The organism is Streptomyces sp. NPDC018045, assembly GCF_044327445.1.
In the GTDB taxonomy this organism is placed as follows: Bacteria; Actinomycetota; Actinomycetes; order Streptomycetales; family Streptomycetaceae; genus Streptomyces.
This window is the reverse complement of record NZ_JBIRFL010000006.1, coordinates 123177-149046: the sequence shown is the minus strand read 5'-3', so window position 1 is coordinate 149046 and position 25870 is coordinate 123177. Positions and strand designations below refer to the sequence as shown.

At 73.7% G+C, this 25870-nt stretch carries 6 protein-coding genes; all 6 read left to right on the top strand.

Annotation, left to right across the window (positions count from 1 at the left end; genetic code table 11):
- The first annotated feature begins 38 nt into the window (after positions 1 to 38).
- The 6 genes from ACH4EB_RS16725 to ACH4EB_RS16700 all read left to right on the top strand — a co-directional run bounded on the left by ACH4EB_RS16725 (position 39) and on the right by ACH4EB_RS16700 (position 25747).
- A complete protein-coding gene (locus ACH4EB_RS16725) occupies positions 39 to 917 on the top strand; it encodes an ACP S-malonyltransferase (RefSeq protein ID WP_398348239.1) in 879 nt (292 codons plus the stop codon).
- Positions 918 to 920: 3 nt separating this feature from the next.
- Positions 921 to 1211: an acyl carrier protein gene (locus tag ACH4EB_RS16720; RefSeq protein WP_398348238.1), complete on the top strand. Its 291-nt coding sequence runs from the start codon at positions 921 to 923 to the stop codon at positions 1209 to 1211.
- Complete coding sequence (asnB, locus tag ACH4EB_RS16715) at positions 1199 to 3190, top strand: asparagine synthase (glutamine-hydrolyzing) (RefSeq protein ID WP_398348237.1); 1992 nt, start codon at positions 1199 to 1201, stop codon at positions 3188 to 3190. The genes ACH4EB_RS16720 and asnB overlap by 13 nt, the downstream gene beginning before the upstream one ends.
- A complete protein-coding gene (locus tag ACH4EB_RS16710; protein WP_398348236.1) occupies positions 3187 to 23445 on the top strand; it encodes an SDR family NAD(P)-dependent oxidoreductase in 20259 nt (6752 codons plus the stop codon). The genes asnB and ACH4EB_RS16710 overlap by 4 nt, the downstream gene beginning before the upstream one ends.
- 92 nt (positions 23446 to 23537) lie before the next feature.
- Positions 23538 to 24206 (top strand): non-oxidative hydroxyarylic acid decarboxylases subunit B, encoded by a 669-nt coding sequence (locus ACH4EB_RS16705; protein ID WP_398348235.1) that lies wholly within the window; start codon positions 23538 to 23540, stop codon positions 24204 to 24206.
- Between the two features lie 71 nt (positions 24207 to 24277).
- The gene (locus ACH4EB_RS16700) at positions 24278 to 25747 is read left to right on the top strand and encodes a UbiD family decarboxylase (protein ID WP_398348234.1); all 1470 of its coding nucleotides are present in this window, start codon (positions 24278 to 24280) and stop codon (positions 25745 to 25747) included.
- Positions 25748 to 25870: the final 123 nt, after the last annotated feature.

Genomic DNA, 25870 nt, shown 5'->3' with positions numbered 1-25870 from the left:
CCGGCCGCCCACCGGCCCGCGACCGCCTGAGGGGTGCCGTGCGCTTCGCGATCCTCTTCCCCGGCCAGGGGGCGCAGTTCCGCGGCATGGGTGCGGACGTCTTCGGGCGGTATCCCGGTCTCACCCGGTTCGCCTGCGACCTCCTGGAATACGATCTCGTCGCGCTGTGCCGCGACGACCCGGACGGGCTGCTTTCGCAGACGCAGTACACCCAGCCCGCGCTCTACACCGTCAACGCGCTGCACACCTTCGAACGGGAGCGGCGCGAGGACCGGCCGGCCGACTGCTATCTCGGGCACAGTCTCGGTGAATACAACGCCCTTCTGGCGGCGGGCGCGTTCGATTTCGAAACGGGTCTCAGACTCGTCAAGAAACGCGGCGAACTCATGGCCGCGGCGTCCGGCGGCGGAATGACCGCCGTCCTGGACACCTCCGCCCCACGGCTGGCCGAGATCCTCGCGCAGGACGGCATCGACGGAGTCGACGTGGCGGGCTACAACACCGACGAGCAGATCGTCGTGGCCGGTCCAGCCGGGCTGCTCGACTCCGTCCACGACGCGCTGCGACGCCGGGAGATCCGCTTCGCCCCGCTCCGGGTCAGCGCACCCTTCCACTCCCGCTACATGGCGTCGGCCCGCGCCGAATTCCAGGAATTCCTGCGGAAATTCACCTTCGCCGACCCGGACCCGGACGTCATTGCCAACGTCACCGGCCGGCCCTACGAAAAGGGCGCCATCGTCGCCACGCTGAGCGCGCAACTGGTCGAACCGGTGCGCTGGTCGGACAGCGTCCGCCACCTCCTTTCCACCGACCCCGCAACGGAATGCGAAGAAATCGGCGGAAAGTCGCTGCTGCGCATGGTGGAAAAAATCCGGGCCGCCGCCACCCCGCCCGCCCCACTCGGAATCAGGACCTGAGACATGGACACCACACAGAAGATCCAGCAGTTCATCGAAGAGCGATTCCTCGTCGAATTCGGCGGCGAGGTGACGGCCGAGACGGACCTCTTCAAGGCGGGGGTCATCGACTCGTTCGGCTACATCCAGCTCATGTCCTTCATCGAGGACGAGTTCGCGCTGCGGATCTCGGACGACGATCTTCTCGCCGACGTCTTCGTGTCGCTCGCGGACCTCGACGCCTTCGTCGGCGGCGTGGCCGAAAAGCGCGCCCGGGCCGGTGCCGAACGAGGAGGCGTACCGTGTGCGGACTAGCCGGATTCATCGCCCCTTCGCTGCCGGCCGACGACGTGCCCGGGGTCATCACCTCGATGCTGACGCACATCCGGCACCGCGGCCCGGACGAGGCGGGCTACTACCTCGACGACGGCGTCACGATGGGAGCGGTGCGCCTGTCGATCGTCGGGCTCGCCACCGGCGCGCAGCCCATGGCGGACCCCGCCGAGCGGTACTGGATCTGCTTCAACGGTGAACTGTACAACCACGTCGAACTGCGCGAGGAACTGCGCCGGCTCGGCAGGCCGTTTCGCACCGACTCCGACACCGAGGTGGTGCTCCAGGCGTGGATCCAGTGGGGCGAGGCCTGCCTGCCGCGCTTCAACGGCGCCTTCGCCCTGGCGATCCGCGACACGCTCACCGGCGAACTCCACCTCGCCCGTGACCGGTACGGCAAGCGCCCGCTGTTCTACACCGACCACGGCGACGCGTTCCTCTTCGCGTCGGAGATGAAGGCGTTCCACGCCTTCCCGGGGTTCGGCTTCGCACTCGACCCGCGCGAGCTGACCTCGGTGTACGCCCTGTGGACCCCGCTGCCCGACCGCACCCCGTTCCAGGGCATCCGCCAACTGCCGCTCGGCGGTGTGCTGACCGTCCGCGGCGACCGACGCAGCCTGCGCACGTACGAGGAGCTGCGGGTCGACGCGCCCGCGTTCACCGGCTCGGAGGCCGAGGCGGTCGCCCACGTACGCGAAACGCTGCGCGGCAGCGTCGAGCTGCGCCTGCGCAGCGATGTCGAGGTCGGCGTCTACCTCAGCGGCGGCCTCGACTCGTCCATCGTCACGAAACTGGCCACCGACCTCTCGCCCCACCCGGTGCGCACCTTCTCCGTCCAGTTCGAGGAGGCGTCGTTCGACGAGTCGGACAGCCAGCGGGTGGTGGCCGAGCACCTCGGGACGCGGCACTCCGCCATCTGCGTCACCGGCGCGGACATCGCCGAGAGCTTCGAGTCGGCGGTGTATCACGCCGAGGTCCCGGCGTTCCGCACCGCGTTCGTGCCGATGTACCTGCTGTCGCGCCACGTGCGCGACGCCGGGATCAAGACGGTCCTCAGCGGTGAGGGCGCCGACGAGGCGTTCCTCGGCTACTCGCTCTTCCGCGAGACGCTGCTGCGCGCTTCCTGGAACGACCTGGACGAGGACGAGAGGCAGCGCAAACTCGCGAGCCTCTACCCGGAGCTGGACCATTTCGGCCCCGCGCACCGCAAACACCTCACGGGCCTGTTCCGTCAGTTCTCCACCGAAAGCCTGCCGGGGCTCTTCTCCCACGAACTCCGTTACCAGAACGGCCGGTTCGCGGTACGGCTGCTCAAGGACCGCGACGAGCCGTTCGCGGACCTCCTCGCCATGCTGCGCGCGGACCCCGGATACGCGGCGCTGTCGCCGGTGCAGAAGGCGCAGTGGCTCGAATACAAGACGCTGCTGGCCGGCTACCTCCTGTCGACGCAGGGGGAGCGCATGAGCCTGGCACACAGCGTCGAGAACCGCTGCCCGTTCCTCGATCCCGCCGTCGTCCGCGCGGCCGCTTCGGTGAACCTGCGCTTCGACGACGGATTCCAGGAGAAGGCGATCCTCAAGAAGGCGTTCCGCGGTGAACTGCCGGAGTCGAGCCTGACCCGCCCCAAACAGCCTTATCGCGCGCCGGGCGCCGCCGTGTTCAAGAAACAGCGCCCCGAATACCTCGACCTGGTGCTCTCCGACGCGGAGTTGGACAAACTCGACTGCGTGGAGCCCGCCTTCGCCAGAAAACTCGTCAACAAGATCATGACCACCCCCGACGAGCAGATCAGCACCAAAGAGGACCAGGCGTTCGTCTACCTGCTCTCGACCGCCGTCCTCAACCAGCAGTTCGTCCTCAACCGGGAAAGGCACATGGGCACCCCATCCGAAGCCGGACTGGCCTTGCGCACGACCGTCGACCACCGCCGCGCGGGGCTGAGCGCCGGAGGAATACGATGAGCAAACCCCAGCCCCCGCACCCGGACGATGTGGCGATCATCGGCCTCGCCCTCCGCTTTCCGGGCTCGGAGAACCTGCCCGAGCTGTTCGGCCACCTCGCCGCGGGCCGGTCGCTGATTTCCGAGGTGCCGCCCGAACGGTGGTCCAAGGAACGCTATTTCGGCGAGCCGAAGAGCGGCACCGACCGCACCAGCAGCGTCTGGGGCGGCTTCATCGAGCACGCCGACCGCTTCGACGCGTCGTTCTTCAACATCTCGCCGCGCGAAGCCGAGAGCATGGACCCGCAGCAGCGGTTCGCGCTGGAACTCGCCTGGCAGGCCATCGAGGACGCCGGATACCGCGCGAGCACCTTCGCGGGCACGAAGACCGGCGTCTTCATGGGCGTCTGCCACGCCGACTACGCGGAACTCATGGAGCGCGAAAAGGCGCCCACCGACGTGTACTTCCCCACCGGCACCGCGTATTCGGTCATCGCCAACCGCGTCTCGTACTTCTTCGACTTCCAGGGCCCGAGCATCACCAACGACACCGCCTGCTCCAGCTCGCTGGTCTCGGTCTACGAAGCGGTCTCCGCGCTGCGCAACGGCGAGTGCGGCCTCGCCCTGGCCGGCGGCGTCAACCTGATCTGGTCGCCGAAGCACTTCGTCGCCTTCAGCCAGGCGAGCATGCTCTCCCGCACCGGCCGCTCCCGCGCCTTCGACCAGGACGCCGACGGGTACGTACGGGGCGAGGGCGGCGCGGTCCTCGTGCTGAAGCCCCTCGCCCGGGCCCTGGCGGACGGCGACCAGGTGCACGCCGTGATCAGGGGCATCGCCACCAACCACGGCGGGCGGACCAGCTCCCTGACGGTCACCAACCCGGCCGCGCAGGCGGACCTCGTCGAAGGGCTCTACAAGAGCGCCGGCATCCGCCCCGACTCGGTGACATACATCGAGGCGCACGGGCCGGGGACCCCGGTCGGCGACCCGATCGAGGTGATAGCCCTCAAGCGGGCGTTCCGCAACCTGCACACCGCGTACGGCACCGAGGCGCGGCCGGAGAGCTGCGGCATCGGGTCGGTCAAGACCAACATCGGGCACCTCGAAGGCGCCGCGGGCGTCGCCGGGATGGTCAAGGTGATCGGTGCCCTCGCCTGCCGGACGCTGCCCGCGACGGTCAACTTCACGCGGCAGAACAAGCTGATCAAGCTCGACGGCAGCCCGTTCCGCATCGTGCGCGACACCCAGCCCTGGGACGCGCCGCCACCCGGCCCCGACGGTGGCCCCGCGCCGCGCCGCGCGGGCGTCAGCTCCTTCGGCTTCGGCGGCACCAACGCACACGTGGTGCTGGAGGAGTACCTCCCCGCCGCCGACGGCGAACCGGCCGCCGAGCCCGCCGGTCCGCACCTCGTACCGCTCTCCGCGAAGACCCCGGACCGGCTGCGCGCCGTGGCCCGCGCCCTCCTCGACCACCTGCGCACACCTGCGGCCGAGGACGACCCCACCGCCGCGCTGCGCCCCGCGCAGCGGCTCGCCGACATCGCGTACACCCTGCAGACCGGCCGCGAAACGATGGCCGCGCGCGTCGCGTTCCTGGTGAGCGACCGCACCGAACTGGCCGCGTCCCTCGACGCCTTCCTGGACGGCACGCTCGCCGACTCCGCGGTGCACACCGGCGCCGGGACGACGGCCGACGCCGCGGCCGGGCTCCTGGACGCCGCGGCACGCTGGGCCGAGGGAGGCCCCGACGAGGACTGGGCGGCACGGTACGCCGCGCGGGACGAGGAGGCCCGTCCGCGCCGCGTACGGCTGCCCGTCTACCCCTTCGCCCGCGAACGCCACTGGTTCCGCGGCCCCACGGAGGACTCCGCACCGGACACCCGGCCGGGCACGGACGCCGCCCTGCACCCGCTCCTGCACCGCAACACCTCCAGCCTCTTCGAGCAGCGCTACACCTCCGCCTTCACGGGTCAGGAGCCCTTTCTCGCGTCCCACCGGATACGCGGCGCCCGCGTCCTGCCCGCCGCCGCGTACGTGGAGATGGTCCGCGCGGCGGTGGCGGCGGCCGTGGGGCACGGCGACGGGCCGGGCCCGGCCGTCCGCCTGCGCGACATCGCGTGGCTGCGCCCGCTGACCGTGGCCGACACCCCCGCCGAGGTGCACGTGGGGCTCTTCCCCGAGGAGGACGACGGCGGCACCGTCTCGCTCACGGTGTACACCGGCCCGTCGGCACTCGACCCGTCGGCCGAGGTCCACTGCTGGGCCACCGCGGAGGCGGCCGCCCCCGAGGAGCCGCCGGCCCTCGACCTCGACGCGCTGCGCGCGGCCTGTCCCACCCCGCACGAGCCGGCCGACGCGTACGCCGCACTGCGCGACCAGGGCCTGGAGTACGGCCCCGGGATGCGCGGCATGGCCGAACTCCGGCTGGGCGACGCGGAACTCCTCGCCCGCGTCGAACCGTCGGAGTCCGACGGCGAGGGCGCCGGGCACGTCCTGCCGCCCAGCGTGCTGGACGCCGCCCTCCAGGCCACGCTGGTCCTGATGGCGCACACCGCGTCCGGCCCGGCCGAAGGACCGGCGATGCCCTTCACGCTGGACCGGGTGGACATCTACCGCCCCTGTGTCTCCGGCACCTGGGCCTGGGTACGGCGCGGCGGCGACGGCACCGCCGACCTGTTCGACATCGACCTGTGCGACGCCGAGGGTGTCGTCGGCGCGCGCCTGCGAGGGCTGGTGCAGCGCACGGCCCCGTCCGGCGACGTGCCCGCGCCGTCCGACGCCCCGGCCGTCGAGGGCGCCGGGCCGCGCGTCGTCACCGGCACCTGCCGCTGGACGGACGCGCCGCCCGCCACCGACGGGCCCGGCACCACCACGGTGCACGGTTTCCTCGCGGGACGGGCCGCCGGTCACGCCACCGCCACCGCGAGCGCCGCCGGATGTTCGGTGACCGCGCTGCCCGCCGTCACCGCCGACCGGGTCGCCGACGGCGTGGACGCCGTGCTCGGCCTCCTCGTCGAACGGCTGCGGGAGGTCCTCGGCGCCAAGCCGGACCACGCCCACCGCTTCGTCGTCCTGGTCGACGACCGGGTGCCCCGGCACTTCCACGCGCCGCTCACCGGCCTCTTCAGGACCGTGGCCCTGGAGAATCCGCTCGTCGGCGGCCGCCTGGTACGCGTCGCCGGACTCGACACCGCGACGCCCGAGCGGATCGCCCGCCTCCTCGCCGAGGAAGGCGCCGACCCGTACGACGCCTGCGAACTCCGGCACACCGAGGACGGGGACGGGGCCCGCCAGGAGTGGCGGCCCGTGGACGTCGCACTCGGCGACGGGCCGGCCGTGCCGCCGCTGAAGGAAGGCGGCGTCTACTGGGTGACGGGCGGCCTGGGCGGTCTGGGGCAGCACCTGGCGCGGTACTTCGCGCGGCACCCCGGCGTCACCGTCGTGCTGAGCGGCAGGGCGGAGCCGTCGGAAACGGGCGACGCGGCGCTCGCCGCGCTGCGCGAAGCGGGCGTCGACGCGCACTACATGGCCGCCGATGTCACCCGCGAGGACGAGGTGCGGCGCGCCGTCCGCGCCATCACCGGCGAGCACGGCCGGCTCGACGGCGTCGTGCACGCGGCGGGAGTCCTGCGCGACGCGTACCTGCTGCACAAGGACGCCGCCGACGTCCCCCTGGTGACGGCGCCCAAGGTACGCGGGACGCTGCATCTCGACGCCGCGACCCGCGACCTCGCGCTCGACTTCTTCGTCGTGTTCTCCTCCGTGGCGGGTGTGTACGGGAACTCCGGCCAGGGCGACTACGCCGCGGCCAACGCCTTCCTGGACGCCTTCGCGCACCACCGGCAGGCCCTCGTCGGCGTCGGGGAGCGCTCGGGCCGTACCGCCGCCGTGAGCTGGCCCCTGTGGGCCGACGGCGGCATGACGGCCGACGCCGTGACGCGCGCGACGATGCGGGCGGAACGCGGCTGGGAGCCCCTGCCGACCGAGGACGGCTTGCGCGTCCTGGGCCGCGTCCTGGACGACGGCGCGCCGGCCCACGTCGTCGTCGCCTTCGGGGCCGATGCCACCGTCGCCCCCGAGCGCCGCCTGCCCGCCGCCGACCCGGCGCCGGCCACGTCCGGCGCGTCCGGGACCGCGCCGGAGTTCGGCGACGCCGAGCTGCTGGAACGTACCGCCGACCTGCTCAAGCACCACCTGGGCGAGGTGCTCCACCACGATCCGGCGGCGATGGACGCGGCGGTCGATCTCGTCGAGTACGGGATCGACTCGCTCAGCATCCTGGAGATGACCGCGCGCCTCGAAGCGCTCTTCGGCAGGCTCCCGAAAACGGTCTTCTTCGAGTACCTCACGATCGAAGGCGTCGCCGGGTACTTCGCCGAATCGCACCGCGACAAGCTCCTGGCCGTACTGGGCGCGGCGGACGCGGACGGGCCGGACCGGGGGGCGGCGGACCCGAAGACTGCGGACCCGAAGACTGCGGACCCGATGGCGGCGGAGGCCGCACCGGCCGGCCGGCCGGCCGCCCCGCGCGCACGGTTCGCGCGTACCGCCCCGGCCCGTGCCGGCTCCACCCGGCCCGCCGCGCCCGCGCGCGGGGACCGCCACGACATCGCCGTCATCGGCATCTCGGGCACCTACCCCGGCGCGGACACGCTCGACGAGCTGTGGACGCTGCTCGAAGAAGGCCGCCACACCTTCGAAGAGGTCCCGCGCGACCGCTGGGACCACGACGCGATCTACAGCCCCGACCGCGGCGTCCCCGGCAAGAGCGCCATCCGCACCGGCACGTTCCTGCGCGACATCGACCGGTTCGACCCGCGCTACTTCCGCATCTCCAAGCGCGACGCGGAACTGATGTCCCCGGAGGTCCGCCTCTTCCTCCAGACCGGTGTGGAGGCGCTGGAGGACGCCGGGTACTCACGCGAGACCCTCCAGCGGCAGTACGACGGCGACGTGGGCGTGCTCGTCGGCGCCATGAGCAACCACTACGGGCTGCACGGCTTCCAGAACAGCCTGCTGCGCGGCTCACCGGCCAGCGGCAGCTACACCGGGACGCTGCCCAACATGCTGTCGTACTTCTACGGGTTCACCGGCCCGTCGATCTTCCTCGACACGATGTGCTCCGGCTCGTCCACCTGCGTGCACCAGGCCGTCCAGATGCTGCGGGCCGGCGAGTGCCGGATGGCCGTCGCCGGCGGCGTCAACCTGCTCCTGCACCCGTACAACCTCGTCACCTCCTCGCACGAGCACTTCACCACCGCCACCTCCGAGGTGATCCGCAGCTTCGGGCTCGGCGCGGACGGCACGATCCTCGGCGAGGGCGTCGGCGCCGTCGTCCTCAAACCGCTCGCCGACGCCGAACGCGACGGCGACCACGTGTACGGCGTCATCAAGGGCACCGCCCTGTCCAACGCGGGCGCCCGCAACGGCTTCACCGTCCCCAGCCCGCGCGCCCAGGCCCGCGCGATCGAGAAGGCGGTCGGGGACGCGGGCATCGACGCCCGCACCGTCAGCTACGTCGAAGGGCACGGCTCGGGCACCTCACTCGGCGACCCCATCGAGGTCAGGGCACTGACCACCGCCTTCCGCAAGCACACGGAGGACTCCGGGTTCTGTGCCCTCGGCTCGGTCAAGTCCAACATGGGGCACCTGCTGCACGCGGCCGGCATGATCGGCCTCGCGAAGGTGCTCCTCCAACTGGACCGGCGCACCCTCGTCCCGTCGCTGCACAGCGCGGAACTCAACCCCGACATCGACTTCTCCGGCACGCCCTTCCGCGTGCAGCGGGAACTCACCCCCTGGGAGCCGGCGGTCACCGAGGACGGCGGACGCACCGTCGTCCACCCGCGGCGCGCCGGGCTCACATCCATCGGCGCGGGCGGCATGAACTCGCACATCATCATCGAGGAGTACGTCCCGGACGCCGCCGCGGGCCCGTACGCCACCACCGACGGCCGCGACGAACTCCTCGTCTTCTCCGCGATGACCGACACCGCGCTGGAGTCGTCCCTCGCCCGCTTCCGTACGTACCTGGAGCGGGCCGACCCGGCCGAACTGCCGTCGATCGCCCACACCCTGAGGGTCGGGAAGAACGAACTGCCGCGCCGCTGGGCCTTTCTCGCCAAGGACCTCCAGGGCGCCCTGCGGGCCGTCGAACGCCGGCTCGCGGGGGACCACGACCTGGCAGCGGCCCTCGCGAGCGACGACCCGCGCGCCGCGGACGCCCGCGAACTGGCGACGGCGTGGGCCGGCGGCAAGAGCGTCGACTGGACCCGGCTCACCGGATCGCGCCGGCTGCGGCGCGTCCCGCTGCCCGCCTACCCGTTCGAGCGGGTGCGGTGCTGGGTGCCGCAGGAGGACGGCGCGCCGTCCGTGCTCGCGCCGCTCGCGCTGCGCGACAAGCTCCACCCCTTCCTCGGCCGCAACGAGTCCGACCTCGACGGGCTGCGGTACGGCCTCGACGTGCACCTGGACGACCTGAGCGACTACGGCTACGAGCAGGACAAGAAGCGCCGCGTCGTGCCCACCTTCGCCATCGACATGGCGCTCGCCGCGGCGAAGGTCTCCGGCTTCGCGGCCGACCCGCTGATCCGCGGACTGCGGCTGCCCGCCCCGGTCGCGTGGGACACCACCGAGCGGCTGGTCACGACGCTCATCGAGCCCGCGGGCGAGGGCGCGGCGACCGGCGCGGTGTTCGCGCAGGACGCGTCGGGCGCCCGTACGCTCGTCGCCGCCTTCGAGGCGTACGACGGGGACGAGGCGGACCCGCCGACGCGGCGCGCCGACCGGGACACGTCCCCCGCCGGGCCGCGCGACGGCGCCGTGCGGGTGCTCGGCGCGGACGAGGTCCGGGCGGAGTTCGCCGACGGCGGGCTCGTCCACCCGGCGCTGCTCTGCGGCGTCGCGGGCGCCCACTGGCTGCCCGACGGCCGGCTCGTCCTGGACGTCACCACGCCGGAACTGCGGCGTGACACCGTACGGCGCAACGTCACCCTCGCCCCGCACGTCCTCGCGGCGGTCTCCCAGGGCCTGCGGCTCGACGCGAAACACCGCGGCCTGCCGCACTGGCAGGAGACACGGCCGCACCGGATCGAGGACGTGCGCGTCCTCGGCGCGGCGGGCGACGGCGAGGTGGCGCAGGTCGTCCTCGTGCCGGGCCCCGCGTCCGCCGGTGACCGGCCGTTCGAGGGCACGGTCCGGCTGCTGGACGGGAACGGCGGGACGCTCGCGGAACTCGCGGGCGTCAGGTGTGACGGGCAGGGCGCGGGCGCGGACGGCACCTCCGTGGCGCCCCTGCCGCGGGCGCAGCGCGGACCGCGCGAGACCGCGGGGGAGGGAGGCAACGGAGCGCCCGCGACAGCGGACACGGGTGCGGAGACGGCCGCCGACGGCGTCATCGCGTTCGTCGTCGATGAGCTGCGGTCCCTGGCGTCCGGCATCCTCAAGTACGAGCCCGCGGAACTGGACGCCCACACCGGCTTCGACGCCTTCGGCTTCGACTCGATCTCCTTCGTCACCTTCGCCCGGCTCATCGGGGAACGGTTCGGCGCCGAGGTGACTCCCGCCGCGTTCTTCGACGTCAACACCTTCGACGCGCTGGCCCGGCACCTCGTCGCGGAGTCCGGGGAGCCCGTACGGGCCGCGTACGAGCGGTCGCGGAGCGCGGCGGCGGCACCCACCGGGGCGGTCGCCGACACCTCCGGTCCGGAGGCCGCCGCGCGTCCCGCACCGGCACCCGACGCCGCTCCCGCTCCCGCGAGGGCCGCGGACCCGTCGCAGCCCATCGCCGTCATCGGCGCCGCCGGCCGCTTCCCCGGCGCGCCCGACCTCGACACCTACTGGGCCAACCTCGTCGCGGGCCGGGACTCGGTCACCGCCTTCCCCGTCGACCGCTACGACGCGACGTACCGGCGCATCGCCGAGGCCGCCGACTTCCCCCGGCACGCGGGTGTCCTGGACGACGTGGACGCCTTCGACGCGGAGTTCTTCCGTGTCTACCCGCGTGAGGCGGAGCTGATGGACCCGCAGCACCGCCTCGCCCTCGAAACGGTCTGGAGCGCCCTGGAGGACAGCGCCTACACGCCCGCCGACCTGCCCAGGAACACCGGTGTGTTCCTCGGCGTCTCGGGCAACGACTACGCGACGCTGCTCACCACCCACGGGGTGGAGCCGGACGCGTTCACCTCGACGGGCAACGCGCACTCGATGCTCGCCAACCGCATCTCGTACGTGCTCGACCTGCGCGGGCCCAGCGAACCGGTCGACACCGCCTGCTCCAGCTCGCTGGTCGCCGTGCACCGGGCCATCGAGTCCATCCGGTCGGGCGCCTGCGAGGCGGCCGTGGCCGGCGGGGTCAACCTGCTGCTCAGTGTGGACACGTTCGTCAGCGCGCACCGCGCCGGGATGCTGAGCCCGGACGGCCGCTGCAAGACCTTCGCGAGCGACGCGGACGGGTACGTGCGCGGTGAGGGCGTCGGCGCCGTGGTGCTCAAGCCGCTGGCCGCGGCCGAACGCGACGGCGACGCGATCCTCGCGGTGCTGCGCGGCAGCGCGGAGAACCACGGCGGCCGGGCCAACTCGCTGACCGCCCCGAACGCCGACGCCCAGGCCGAACTGGTCACCGCGGCGATGCGCGGCACCGACCCCGACACCATCGGCTACATCGAGGCCCACGGCACGGGCACCGCGCTCGGCGACCCCGTCGAAGTACGGGCCCTGCGCACCGCCTTCCGCCGGCTGGGCGCCACCTCCCGGGCCGCCTGCGGGCTCGGTTCGGTCAAGACCAACATCGGACACCTGGAGGCGGCCGCCGGGATCGCGGGCCTGCTGAAGGTCGTCCTCGCGATGCGGCACGGCGTCCTCCCGGCGACGCTGCACTGCCGCGAGATCAACCCGTACATCGAACTCGACGACGGCCCGTTCCACATCGTGCGGGAGAACGAGCCGTGGCCGCGCCCGCGCGCGGGCGACGGCCGGCCGTCGCCCCGGCGGGCGGGTGTGAGCAGCTTCGGCTTCGGCGGTGCCAACTGCCATGTCGTGGTGGAGGAATACGTGCAGGACGATGCCGGTACCGAGGCCCCGGAGGCCAGTGAGACAGTGGATGCCACAGAAACCACGGACGTGATCGTGCCGCTCTCGGCACGGACCCGGCCCCGGCTGACCGAGGTCGCGGGACACCTGCTCGCCCACCTCGAAGGCCCCGAGCCCGCCGCCCTCCGCTCGGTCGCCTGGACCCTCCAGGCAGGGCGCCAGGCGATGGCCGAACGGGTCGGCTGGGTGGTCCGCTCGCGCGAGGAACTCATCCGGAAGCTGCGGGAGTTCGTCGCGAGCGGTGAACGGCCGACGGGCGAGGCGGCACGCAGCCAGGTACTGGCGCGCTGGATCGAGGGCGAGGCCGTCGACTGGCGCGCGCTGTACGGACCGCGCGTACCGAAGCGGGCCCACCTGCCCACGTACCCGTTCGCCCGCGGCCGCTACTGGATCCCGGGGACGCGTTCCGAGCACACCTCTGAGATCGGCGTCCATGAGAAGGGCGCTTCTGAGCACGGCACTCCCGAGATCAGCACCTCTGCGAGCGACCCCGCGATCGGTACGTCGCTCCTGGTGCCCCGGTGGACCCCGCGCCCCGTACCCGTGGCCGGTCGCGGCGGCAGCGACCATCGTGTCGTGATCCTGTGCGGAGCACTCGCCTCCGCGCGCGGCGCCGTCGAGCGGCGCGTACCCGGTGTGCGCTGCTTCACCGTCGAGTCCGCCAAGCAGCGCTTGGACAGCCGCTTCACCGATGTCTCGCGGCAGGTCTTCGAGATCGTCCGCGGCCTCGTCGCCGACGCACCCGGCGGCAGCACCCTCGTCCAGGTCGTGACGCCGGCGGACGGTGCCGACACGGTCAACCTGGCGCTCGCCGGACTGCTCCGTACGGCCTCCCTCGAACACGCCCGTACGACAGGCCAGTTGATCGCCTTCGGCGGCGTCCGCACGGACGAGGCGGTGGCCGCCGCCGTCGTGGAGAACGCCCGGGACACGGACGTGGACCTGATCCGTCACGAGGGCGACGAGCGCTCCGTACGGACCTGGCACACGGCAGCGCCCCCGGCGGACGCGGCGGGCCCGCCGTGGCGCGCGGGCGGCGGATACCTGATCACCGGCGGCGCGGGCGGGATCGGCGCGGCCGTGGCCCGCCGCATCGCCCGGGACGTCGAACACCCGGTGCTCGTCCTCGTCGGCAGGTCGCCGCGGGACGCCCGGATCGAAGCGCTCCTGGGCGAACTGCGGGCCGCCGGTGCGCTCGCCCGCTACGAGTGCGCGGACGTCTCGCGGTGGGAGGAGGTGCGCCACCTCCTGGCCCGGGTCCGGGACGGTGCCGGCGAACTCTCCGGGGTCGTGCACGCCGCCGGTGTCCTCCGTGACGCCTCGCTGGCCGACAAGACGGCCGAGGACTGGGACGAGGTGCTCGCGCCGAAGGCCGACGGCCTGGTCCACCTCGACCGGGCCACCCGGCACGACCCGCTCGACTTCTTCCTCACCTTCTCCTCGGGCGCCGCGGTCACCGGCAACCCGGGCCAGGCGGACTACGCCACGGCCAACGCCTTCCTCGACGCGTTCGCCGCGCTCCGCACCGCGCGGGTCGCGGCGGGGGAGCGGGCGGGCCGCACCCTGTCCGTCGCCTGGCCGCTGTGGAAGGACGGCGGGATGACCGTCGACGAGGGCACGCTCGCCTACCTGTGGCGCAGCCGTGGCCTGGCGCCCATGGAGACGGCCGACGGGCTCGCCGCCCTCACCCGCGCCTGGCGGCTGGGCGAGGAGCAGGTGTGGGTGTACCACGGCGACGCGGCACGGGTACCGGCCGCTTCGGGCCGCCCGCGGGCACAACGGCCCGCGCCGCCGACCGCCTCGGCGCCCCCGGCGGGGCGCCTGGCTCGGGAGACCCTGCGCCTGCTGGTCGCCCTCTTCGCCCGCGTCACCAAACTCCCCGTGTCGGCCGTGGACGCCGACGAGGAACTGGGCGCGATGGGGCTCGACTCGATCCTGATCGTCCAGTTGAACAAGGAGCTGGCAGCCGTGTTCGAGGACGTCCCGACGACCGTCTTCTACGAGTTCCCGACCCTGCGCGCGATCGCCGGGCACCTGGCCGCCGAGCACCCGGCGGACGCCCGCGCGTGGACCGGCGAACCGGCGGCCACCGCGCCGGAGCCGTCCCCCGGCACGGCGGCGGACCGTATCCCTGCCGCGTACGCCGCTCCCGCGTCCGGTGCCCCCGCCGACGGGGACCGCGAGCCCATCGCGATCATCGGTGTCAGCGGCCGCTATCCCCAGGCCGCCGACCTCGCCGAGTTCTGGGAGAACCTGAAGGCCGGGCGGGACTGTGTCGGTGAGATACCGGCCGACCGCTGGCCGCTGGACGGCTTCTTCGAGCCGAACCGTGCGAAGGCGGTCGCGACCGGGCGCAGCTACAGCAAGTGGGGCGGCTTCCTCGACGACTTCGCCGCGTTCGACCCGCTGCACTTCCGGATCGCGCCGCGTGACGCCTACGCCATGGACCCGCAGGAGCGGCTGTTCCTCCAGGCGGCGTGGCAGGTGTTCGAGGACGCCGGGTACTCCCGCGAGGAGATCGCGCGCCGGCACGGCAAGCGCGTCGGGGTGTTCGCCGGGGTCACCAAGACCGGCCACGCACGGCACGGCGCGGGGCGCCTCCCCTCGGGGGAGACCGTCGTCCCCGCGCTGTCCTTCGCCTCGCTCAGCGCCCGTACGTCGTACGTCCTGGACCTGTGCGGGCCGAGCCTGACCATCGACACCATGTGCTCGGCGTCGCTCACCGCGGTCCACGAGGCGTGCGAACACCTGTACCGGGGCGACTGCGAGATGGCCGTCGCCGGCGGCGTGAACCTGTACCTCCACCCGCTCGACTACATCGAACTGTGCCGCTCCACCATGCTGTCCACGGACGCCCGCTGCCGCAGCTTCGGCCGTGGCGGGGACGGATTCGTCCCGGGCGAGGGCGTCGGCTGCGTCCTGCTCAAGCCGCTCTCGCACGCCCTCGCCGACGGCGACCCCGTCCGCGCGGTCATCCGGGGTACGAGCATCAACCACGGCGGGCGGTCCAACGGCTACACGGTGCCCAGCCCCACGGCCCAGGCGGAACTGCTGCGCGACGCGCTGACGCGGGCCGGCGTCGCGGCGCGCGACGTGAGCTGCGTCGAGGCGCACGGCACCGGAACCGAACTGGGCGACCCGGTCGAGATCAAGGGCCTGACCAGCGCCTTCGAACAGGACACGGCGGACCGGCAGTTCTGTGCGATCGGCTCGGTGAAGTCGGCGATCGGGCACCTGGAGGCCGCGGCGGGCATCGCCGGGCTCACCAAGGCGGTGCTCCAGCTCCAGCACCGGCAGCTCGCGCCGAGCCTGCACGCCGAGGAACCCAACCCGAACATCGCCTTCGAGAAGACGCCGTTCTTCGTGCAGCGCGAGCTGACGCCGTGGGAGACGGCCGGGGGCCCGCGGATCGCGGCGGTCTCCTCGTTCGGCGCGGGCGGCTCCAACGCCCACGTCATCGTGGAGGAGTTCGGCGAGCGGCACGGCGCCGGACGCACGCGGACCGCGACCGCCGGCCGCGACCAGCTCTTCGTGCTGTCCGCCCGTACCTCCGAGCACCTACGGCGCTCCGCCGAACGCCTGGCGGCCCACCTCGGCAGCGCCGGCGGTGCGGACACCGACCCGGCCGACCTCGCCTTCACCCTCCAGACGGGCCGCGAGGCCATGACCGAACGTCTCGCGGTGGTCGCGGCCTCGACACGGGACCTGCGGAGCGCCTTGCTCGCCCACCTCGGCGGCGAGGACCCGGCGCCGGGCGTCCACCGGGGCACCGCCGGGCGCGTACCCGGTGCCCTCGCGGAACTCGCCGCCGACGACGACCTCCAGGAACTGCTGGTCGAACGCTGGGTGCGGGCCGGGAAACTGGACAAGCTGGCCGCGCTCTGGACCGGCGGGGTACCGCTCGACTGGCGCGTGCTGCACGGGCCGGACACGCCCCGGCGGGTCGCTCTGCCGACGTACCCGTTCGCGCGGGACCGCTACTGGATCGCGGACCTCGACCCGGTGCGCGAAGAGACCGGGGAGCACCGGCCGGCCGCACAGCCACCGGCCGCCGTGGCCGCACCACCGGCCGCTGAGCCGGTGACCTCCGAGCGGGCGGCCTCCGAACCGCCGATCCCCGAACCGGTGGCCTCGGAGCCGATGGTCGCCGCGCCGGTGGCCGCGGCCCCCGTGATCCCCGCACCGCCGGCCGCCCCGGCGCCCGCCGAGCCGCTGGACGAGCGCGTCGCCCGCGTGGTGCGGGAGAAGCTGGCGCGGGCCCTCGCCATGGAGGAGGACGAGATCGACGGCGCGCTCGCCTTCGCCGACTACGGGGTCGACTCCATCCTGGGCGTCCGTCTCGTCCATGAACTCAACGAAGCACTCGCCCTGGACCTGTCGACGAGCGTGATCTACGACCACAGCTCCGCCGACCGGCTCACCGCCCACCTGCTGGCCGCCCACCGCGACACCATCACCTTCACCGGGATCCCGGCAGCGGCCGGCACCGCCTCCGTCTCCACCGGCCGGCCCGCCACCGCGGCACGCTCCCGGGCCGACGGCTCCGCCGCCTCCGATCCCCGGCCGCCGATCGCCGTCGTGGGCATGAGCGGCCGCTTCGCCGGCTCCGACACGCTGGACGAGCTCTGGGACCACCTCGTCGACGGCGACGAACTCGTCACCGAAGCCACCCGCTGGGACCTCGGCGGCGCCGGCTCGGGGCGCTGCACCCGGGGCGGCTTCCTCGACCGTATCGACGCGTTCGACCCGCTGTTCTTCAACATCTCGGGCGTCGAGGCCGCCACCATGGACCCGCAGCAGCGGCTCCTGCTGGAGGAGTCGTGGAAGGCCCTGGAGGACGCCGGGTACGCGGGCCGGCAGATGAGCGAACGCCGCTGCGGGGTCTACGTCGGCTGCTGGAACGGCGACTACGCCCAACTGATCGGCGCCGACGCCCCCGCCCAGGCGTTCTGGGGCAACACCGCCTCCTTCATCCCCAGCCGCGTGTCGTACTTCCTCAACCTCAAGGGCCCGGCCGTCGCCGTCGACACCTCGTGCTCCAGCTCGCTCGTCGCGCTCGACCTCGCGTGCAAGGACCTCTGGTCGGGCGAGACGTCGATGGCCCTGGCGGGAGGCGTCTTCGTGCAGTCCACGCCGCGCCTGTACGAGCTGGCCGGCCGCGCCAACATGCTCTCGCCGACCGGGCGCTGCCACACCTTCGACCACCGCGCGGACGGCTTCGTACCGGGCGAGGGTGTCGGCGTCCTGGTCCTCAAGCGGCTCGACGACGCGCTCGCCGACGGTGACCACGTGCACGGCGTGATCCGCGGCTGCGGCACCAACCACGACGGCGCGACCAACGGCATCACCGCCCCCAGCTCCGTCTCGCAGGAGAGCCTGCTGCGCGAGGTGTACGACGGCTTCGGCATCGACGCCGGGCACATCCAGCTCGTCGAGGCGCACGGCACCGGGACCAAGCTCGGCGACCCCATCGAGTTCGGCGCGCTGAGCCGCGCGTTCCGGGCGAGCACCGACAAGACCGGCTACTGCGCGCTCGGTTCGCTCAAGACCAACCTGGGGCACACCCAGTTCGCGGCGGGCGTGGCCGGCGTACTGAAGATCCTGCTCGCGCTGAAGCACCGGCAGATCCCCGCCTCGCTGCACTTCGAGATGGCGAACGAGGCCGTCCCGCTCGACGGCAGCCCCTTCTACCTCAGCACCCGCACGCACGCGTGGCAGGCCCTGCCCGGCGTCCCGCGTTGCGGTGCCGTCAGCTCCTTCGGGGCCAGCGGCACCAATGCCCACGTCGTCATCGAGGAGGCTCCGCCCGTACCGCGCTCGCGGCCGCGCCCGCGGGTCCCGGCCCATCTCGTCGTGCTGTCCGCGCACTCCCGCGGCCAACTGGCCGAGCAGCTCACGCGCCTGGCGGCGCACTGCCGCCGCGAGCCGACGCTGGACTGCGGCGACCTCGCCCACACCCTCGTCGTCGGCCGGGAGCACTTCGCCCACCGCTTCGCCTGTGTCGTACGCGACCGCGACGAGCTGCTGCGGGTCCTGGACGCGGGGCTCGACGGGCCGCACGCGCACACGAGCGGCTCGGGCGCTTTCGGTGACGACCCGACGGTGTCGGCCGAACGTGGCGCGGCGAGCCTGCGCGATTGCGCGCCGGGCGCGCCGGGCCGTGCGGACTCCGCGTTCGTGGCCGACCTGACGACTCTCGCCGAGTGCTACGTACAGGGTCACGCCCTCGACTACGGCGCGCTGTTCGCGCCCGGCGCCCACCTGCGCGTACCCCTGCCGACGTACCCGTTCGCCCAGGAGAGCCACTGGGCGACGGACACGCCGCCCAGCCGCGCGCAAGCGCCCCGGCCGGTGGCTGCGCGGCCCGTTGACCCCGCCCCGGCACAATCGATGGCCGGCGAGCCGTCGCCGGTGCCCGGCACGGCCGGCGCGGTGCGCGCCGAAACGGTCCTGACCGGCGAGGAACCGTTCCTCCGCGACCATCTGGTCGGCGGCCGGCGGATCCTGCCGGGCGTCGCCCACCTGGAGATGGCCCGCGAGACGGCCCGGCACGCACTCGGCGCCGACACCACGACCCCGCTGCGGATGCGGGACATCACCTGGGTCCAGCCGCTCGCCGTCGACGGCCCGCCCACCGAGGCCGCGGTCCTGGTCACCCCGGTGGACGAGGACACCGTCTCCTTCCGCGTCACATCCGGAACCGCCGACCCCGCCGTCTGCTCCGAAGGACGCGTCAGCCGCTCCGGTGCACCGCGCCCGGCCCGTACGGACCTCGCGGCGCTCCGCGCGCTCTGCCCGACGCCGGTGTCCGCGGAGCGCATCGGCGCGGCGCTGGTGGCGATGGGCATCACCCACGGTCCTTCGCTGCGCGCGGTCCGCGCGGCGTACGCCGGCGACGGCCTGGTCCTCGCCGAACTGCACGTGCCCGACGCCGCCGACCGGCCCGCCACGCCGTACGTCCTGCACCCGGCGCTGATGGACTCCGCCGTACAGGCGTCGATCGCCCTGCAACTGGCCGGGGGAGAGGCGTCCCGCGAGACGGTGGTGCCGTTCGCACTGGAGCAGTTGGAGCTGTTCGCGCCCTGCACGGACTCCATGTGGGCCGTCGTCCGGGTCGCCGGCGGCGGCGCGGCGAGCGCCCTCAGCAAGCTCGACATCGACCTCCTCGACACCGACGGGGCGGTGTGCGTCCGGATGACCGGCTACACCTCGCGCCGGGTCAAGGAACCGCTGCCGTCCCTGTTCGCCCCCGTGTGGGAACCGCTGTTCGGCACGGTGCCGGACGGCGGCGCGGAGACGGCCGTCCCGTCCCGCGCAGACCGGGTCCTGGTCGTCGGTGGCACGGCCGCCCAGCGCGCCTCGGTCGCCCTCCGGCACCCGCGCGCCACGGCCTGGCCCCTGGCCCCCTCCGCACCGCTCGACGAGGTCACCTCGTTCCTCGCGGCCGCCGGGCCCGTCGACCACCTCCTGTGGCTCGCGCCCGACACCGCACTCGAACCCACCGACGCGGCCGGCTTCGTGGCCGCGCAGGAGGACGGCGTCATCGCGGCCTTCCGCATGATCAAGGCCCTGATCCGTACGGACCACGACGCCCGCCCGCTCGGCATCACCCTCGTCACCCGGCACGGCCTGGCCACCCACGCCGGCGAGGACATCCGCCCGGCCCACACGGGCCTGCACGGCCTGTTCGGCTCGCTCGGCCGCGAATACACCAACTGGACGGTCCGGCGCGTCGACCTCGACGGGCCCGCCGACGCCGCGGACGAGGCGGGCGCCTGGCTCGCCGGCCTCGCGGCGCTCCCGGCCCACTCCCAGGGCGACACCTGGGCGCGGCGCGCGGGCCAGTGGCTCGTCCGGCGCTGGACCCCGTGCGACGCCGGGCCGACGCCGGCCGTCCCGTACCGCGAAGGCGGCGTGTACGTCGTGCTCGGCGGCGCCGGCGGCGTGGGCACCGCGTGGACCCAGCACCTGGTCGAACGGTACGGCGCCCACGTCATCTGGATCGGACGCAGCCCGCACGACGCGACGGTGGACGCCAAGCTGCGGGCCGTCCACGGCCGCGGCGACGTGCGCTACCTCTGCGCCGACGCCGCCGACCCCGCGGCGCTGCGCCGCGCCCACGCCGAGATCAAGGCCCGCCACCCGCAGATCCACGGCGTCGTGCAGGCGGCCCTCGTACTGCGCGACCAGAGCTTTGCCAAGATGGACGAGACCGCCCTGCGGACGAGCCTGTCCGCCAAGGTCGGTGTGAGCGCCGCCATGGCCGAGGTGTTCGACGGCGAACCCCTCGACTTCGCGGTCTTCTTCTCCTCGGTCCAGTCCTTCACGACCGCCGCGGGGCAGGGCAACTACGCGGCCGGCTGCACCTTCGCCGACGCCTACGCCCACCGGCTGTCCCGGCACTGGAGCTGCCCGGTCAAGGTGATGAACTGGGGCTGGTGGGGCAGCCTGGGCAGCGCGTCCTCCGACTACCACCGGCGGCGCATGACCAACTGGGGCTTCGCCTCGATCGAGCCGCCGGAGGCCATGGCCGCGCTCGGCACGCTCCTCGGCGGCCCGCAGCCGCAGATCAGCTTCACCAAGCTGACCCGGCTCGACGCCCTGGAGGCCGTCGACCCCGCCACCCGCACCACGGTGTACGGGCGCTCCCCGGACGCCCGCGTGACGGTCGGCGCGGCGGACGACCCGGCGGGTGACGCCGCGAACCTGCGCGCGGTGGCCGACTGGCGGCGCACCGAGCGCGACCCGCTGCTTGCCCGGATGCTCCGCGGCCACCTCGAAGCGCTCGGCGTCGTCGGCCCGGACACCCCGGCCCCCGGCGAGGTCACCCGCGACGACGCCGCCCGGCGCGGCCGGCCCGCCGGCATCCTCGACCGCTACACGACCTGGCTCGAACACGCCCTGCGCGTCCTGCCCGACACCGCCCCGCCGCTCGCCACGCTCATGCGCGAGTGGGACGACCGCCGCGCCGCCTGGTCGGCCGACTCCGACAAGAAGGCCGAACTGGAGCTGGTCGACGCCACCCTGCGGGCCCTGCCGGACATCCTGACCGGCCGGACCCGGCCCACCGACATCCTCTTCCCGCGCGGCTCCGTCGAACTGGTCGAAGGCTGCTACCGCGACAACCGGGTGGCCGACACCTACAACCGCGCCCTGGCCGGCGCCGCCGTCGGCATCGTCGCGCAGCGGCTGCGCCAGAACCCGGGAGCGCGCCTGCGCATCCTGGAGATCGGCGCCGGCACGGGCGGCACGAGCGCGGGCCTGTTCGCCGCGCTGCGCCCGTACCGGGACCACATCGAGACCTACACCTACACCGACCTGTCCAAGGCGTTCCTCAACCACGCGCGGACCGCGTACGGACCCGACGCGCCCTACCTCTCCTGCACCCGCTTCGACGCCGAACAGCCGCTCGCCGGGCAGGGGATCGAGGCCGGCAGCTACGACCTGGTCATCGCCGCCAACGTGCTGCACGCCACCCGCGACACCCGCAACACCCTGCGCAACGCCAAGGCCGCCCTGCGTGACGGCGGCTGGCTCCTGCTGAACGAACTGGTGGCGTTCGACGTCTTCAGCCACCTCACGTTCGGCCTGCTGGAAGGCTGGTGGCTGTTCGAGGACGCGCCGCTGCGCATCCCCGGCTCGCCCGCGCTGTCCCCCGAGAGCTGGCGCGATGTACTGCACGGCGAGGGGTTCCCGGAAGTCGTCTTCGTCCTGCCGCAGGCCCGTCAGCTCGGGCAGCAGATCATCGCCGCCGAGAGCGACGGGATCGCCCGGCAGCGGGTGGCGGATGCCGGGCCGGTGCCCGCCGGACCGGTGGCCACCGGGCCCGTGCCGGCCGTCCCCGCCTCCACCGGCCCCGTCCCCGCCGAGCCGCCGCGGACGGCACCGCCCGTCGCACCGCCGGTCACCGTGGTCACCGCCCCCGAACCGGTCCGCACGGAGCCGGCGCGCCCCGCCGCACCGGCCCCCGCCCGCACCGAGGCCGACCGCACCGCCACGCTGACCGCCTACCTCCGCGACAAGGCCGCCGAGACCCTCGGGGTGCCCGCGGAGCGGATCGACGCCGCCCAGCCCCTCAGCACGTACGGCATGGACTCGATCCTCGTCCTGCAACTGACCAACGCGCTCCGCGAGGACCTCGGCGAGGTCTCCTCCACGCTGCTGTTCGACGCCGAGTCCGTGGACCAGTTGTGCGACCACTTCCGCACCGCCTCGGCCGACCGCGTGGACGCGCTGGTCGCCCGGCTGCGGCCGGAAACGGCGGCGGACGGCGCCGGGCCCGCCCCCGCCGGACCGGCCGAACCGGTTCCGGCCGCACCGGCCGCACCGGCCGCACCCGCTCGGGAAGCCGCCCCCGCCGCGCTCTCCGTCAGCGCCCTCTTCCAGGCGGCGTCGGGCAGCGGCGGTCTGAAGCAGGGCAGTGAGCTGCTGACCGCGGCGGCCCGGCTGCGGCCGCGGTTCACCGACGCCTCCGGCCACGAGCCGGAGATCCTGCGGCTCGCGGACGGCGCGGAGCAGCCCGCGCTGGTGTGCCTGCCGTCCCTCATCGCCCCCACGGGCCCGTACCAGTACGTGAAGTTCGCCGCGGCGCTCCGGGGCCGGCGTGAGGTGTGGACGGCCGCCCAGCCCGGCTACGGGGCCGGGGACGCGCTGCCGCAGACGCCGGACGCGGCGGCCGCCGCGCAGGCCGACGCGCTGCTCCGGCGGTTCGCCGGACGGCCGTTCGCCCTCGCGGCGTACTCCTCCGGGGCCTGGCCGGCCCACGAGGTCGTACGGCGCCTGGAGGCGGCGGGCAGCCCGCCGGCCGCCCTGGTCCTGCTCGACTCGCCCGGCTCGACCGGCGACACGGACCTGACCGGCGAGACCCTGTGCCACCGGATGGCCGGGATCTCGCGCCTGCTGCTCGACCGCTTCCCCCAACTGCCGCTGGACGACGACCAGCTCACCGCGATGGCCTGGTACGCCGAGCTGCTGGACGGCTGGCGGCCGGGGCCGGTGGCCACACCGACCCTCTTCGTGGCCGCCCGCACCCCCGTCGGCCAACTGCTCGGAGCCGGCCGCCGGCCCACGTGGGAAGCGGCGCACGCCCGCGTGGAGGTGACCGGGGACCACTTCTCGATGCTCGACGAGCACGCGGAGACGACCGCGCTCGCCGTCCACCAGTGGCTCACCGAGCACCTGCGGTGACACCGGACCGCACGCCGGGCCGGCCCGGACACCCTCCGGGCCGGCCCCGGCCCCCGCACGACACAGCACCCGCACACGAACGAGAGGTAGACATGGCGGACATGACCGGCGGCGGCAGCGCCGCCCCGGCGCGGCTGGTGATCGGCATCACCGGAGCGACGGGCGCCGTGCTCGGCGTACGGCTGCTGGAGCGGCTGCGCGCGCACGGCGGCGTTCAGACGCATCTGGTGATCAGCCGCTGGGCGCGCAGCACCATCGAGTGGGAGACGTCGATGAGCGTGCGCGAGGTCAGCGCGCTCGCCGACGTCACGCACAGCCCGGAGGACCAGGGCGCGGCGATCTCCTCCGGTTCCTTCCGGGCCGACGGCATGGTGATCGTCCCGTGCAGCATGAAGACGCTGGCCGCGATCCGCATGGGTTACGCCGACGGCCTGATCGCCCGCGCCGCCGACGTCACCCTCAAGGAGCGCCGCAAGCTGGTGCTGGTGCCGAGGGAGGCGCCGCTCAGCGAGATCCACCTGGAGAACATGCTCACGCTGGCCCGCATGGGCGCGGTGATGCTGCCGCCGGTGCCCGCCTTCTACCAGCACCCGGCCACGGTCGACGACATCGTCGACCACACCGTCACCCGCGTCCTCGATCAGTTCGGCATCGACACGCCCAAGGCGTACCGCTGGAACGGGATGCACGCGGCCCGGCAGCAGGCCAGGGGCACGGAGGAGCACCACGCGGCCCCGGTGCCCGTCCCCGGCCTCTCCTGAGGGCCCCCTCGCCCCCCGCCCCGTCCCCCCGCCCCGTCTTCCCACCACCGACAAAGGATGAGCAGCCGCCCATGAAGCACCTCACCAGCCTCCGCGACTATCTCGACGCCCTGGCCGAACTCGACGACCTGCGTGTGATCGACGACGAGGTGGACCCCGAACTGGAGATCGGCGCGATCGCCCGGTACGCCACCGAGCACCGGGCCCCGGCCCACCTGCTCACCCGCATCCGCGGCTGCCGGCCCGGATTCCGGGTCCTCGCCGCGCCCGCCGCCCTGAGCAGCCGGCCGGCAGCGCCCTACGCACGGCTCGCACTCTCCCTGGGCCTGGACCCGGACACGCCGCCGCGGGAGCTGATGGACGGCCTGGTCGCCGCGCAGGCGGCGCCTCCCGTGCCGCCCGTCACGCTGTCCTCGGGCCCGTGCCAGGAGAACGTCCTGCTCGGCTCCGACATCGACCTGACCCGACTGCCGTTCCCGCTGCTCCACCAGGGAGACGGCGGCCGGTACGCCAACACCGTCGGCACGTTCGTGCTGCGCAGCCCGGACCGCGCGTGGACCAACTGGGGCATCGCCCGCGCCATGCTGCACGACGCGCGCCGCATCGTCGCCTTCACCGGATCGCCCCAGCACATCGGCGTCATCGACGACATGTGGCGGGCGCGCGGCGAGCGCACGCCCTTCGCGCTGGTCCTGGGCGCCGAGCCCGCTGTCCCCCTCGTGTCGACCATGTCCCTGCCGGAGCACGTCGACGAAGCGGCCTACCTGGGCGCCTACTTCGGCCACCCGATCGAGGTCGTACGGTGCAAGACCGTCGACCTCGAAGTGCCCGCCACCGCCGAGATCGTCATCGAGGGCTACATCGACCACGACGAGCTGCTGCCGGAGGGCCCGATGGGCGAGTTCGCCGGTTACGTACCCGAGGGGAGCTGGTCGCTGCCCGCCTATCACGTCACCGCGGTCACCCACCGGAACGACCCCGTCATGCCGGTGGTGTGCGCGGGCAAGCCCGTGGACGAGGACCACACCCTGATCGGTCTGACCCATTCGGCCCGCTGGACCCACTACCTGCGCGAGGCCGGCATCCCGGTGGCCGCCGCCTGGATGATCCCGGAGACCGCCGTGCACGTGCTGGCCGTCACCGTCGACCGGGACTGGCGTGAGCGTACGTCGTTCACGTCGTCGCAGGAGCTGTGCCGGGCGGTCGGCGAGGCCGTCGACGCCTTCCCGCACGGCGGCTGGTGGGTCACCCGGATCATGGTCCTGGACAGCGACATCGACCCGACCGACGTCCGCGACGTGCTGTGGGGCTTCGCGACCCGCTCCCACCCCACCGACGGCATCCACGTTCTGCCCGACACCGCGATCATGCACCTGATGGTCTGCTACCACGAGAAGGAACGCGCCGCGGGCACCGGACCGACCGTCGTCTTCGACTGCGTCCGCGAGGACGAGTTGCGCAGCACGGCGTTCGCCGACAACTACCCGGCGGACGTACAGCGCCGCACCCTCGAACTCCTGGCGGGCGCACGGCCGTTGTGAGCACCCCGGCGCGGGCCGCGCGGCCGCCCGGCACTCCTTCGGCGGCCCGCGCGCGGCACCGCGAGCCGCGGATTCCGCTCCGGCAGCACCTTGCGCTCACCGGAGCTCCGCCGGCGCCGCCGA

Bases quoted from the DNA above. Each gene is read 5' to 3' on its own strand.
- ACH4EB_RS16720 (WP_398348238.1), top strand. From the start codon at position 921: ATGGACACCACACAGAAGATCCAGCAGTTCATCGAAGAGCGATTCCTC.
- ACH4EB_RS16710 (WP_398348236.1), top strand. From the start codon at position 3,187: ATGAGCAAACCCCAGCCCCCGCACCCGGACGATGTGGCGATCATCGGC.
- ACH4EB_RS16705 (WP_398348235.1), top strand. From the start codon at position 23,538: ATGGCGGACATGACCGGCGGCGGCAGCGCCGCCCCGGCGCGGCTGGTG.
- ACH4EB_RS16700 (WP_398348234.1), top strand. From the start codon at position 24,278: ATGAAGCACCTCACCAGCCTCCGCGACTATCTCGACGCCCTGGCCGAA.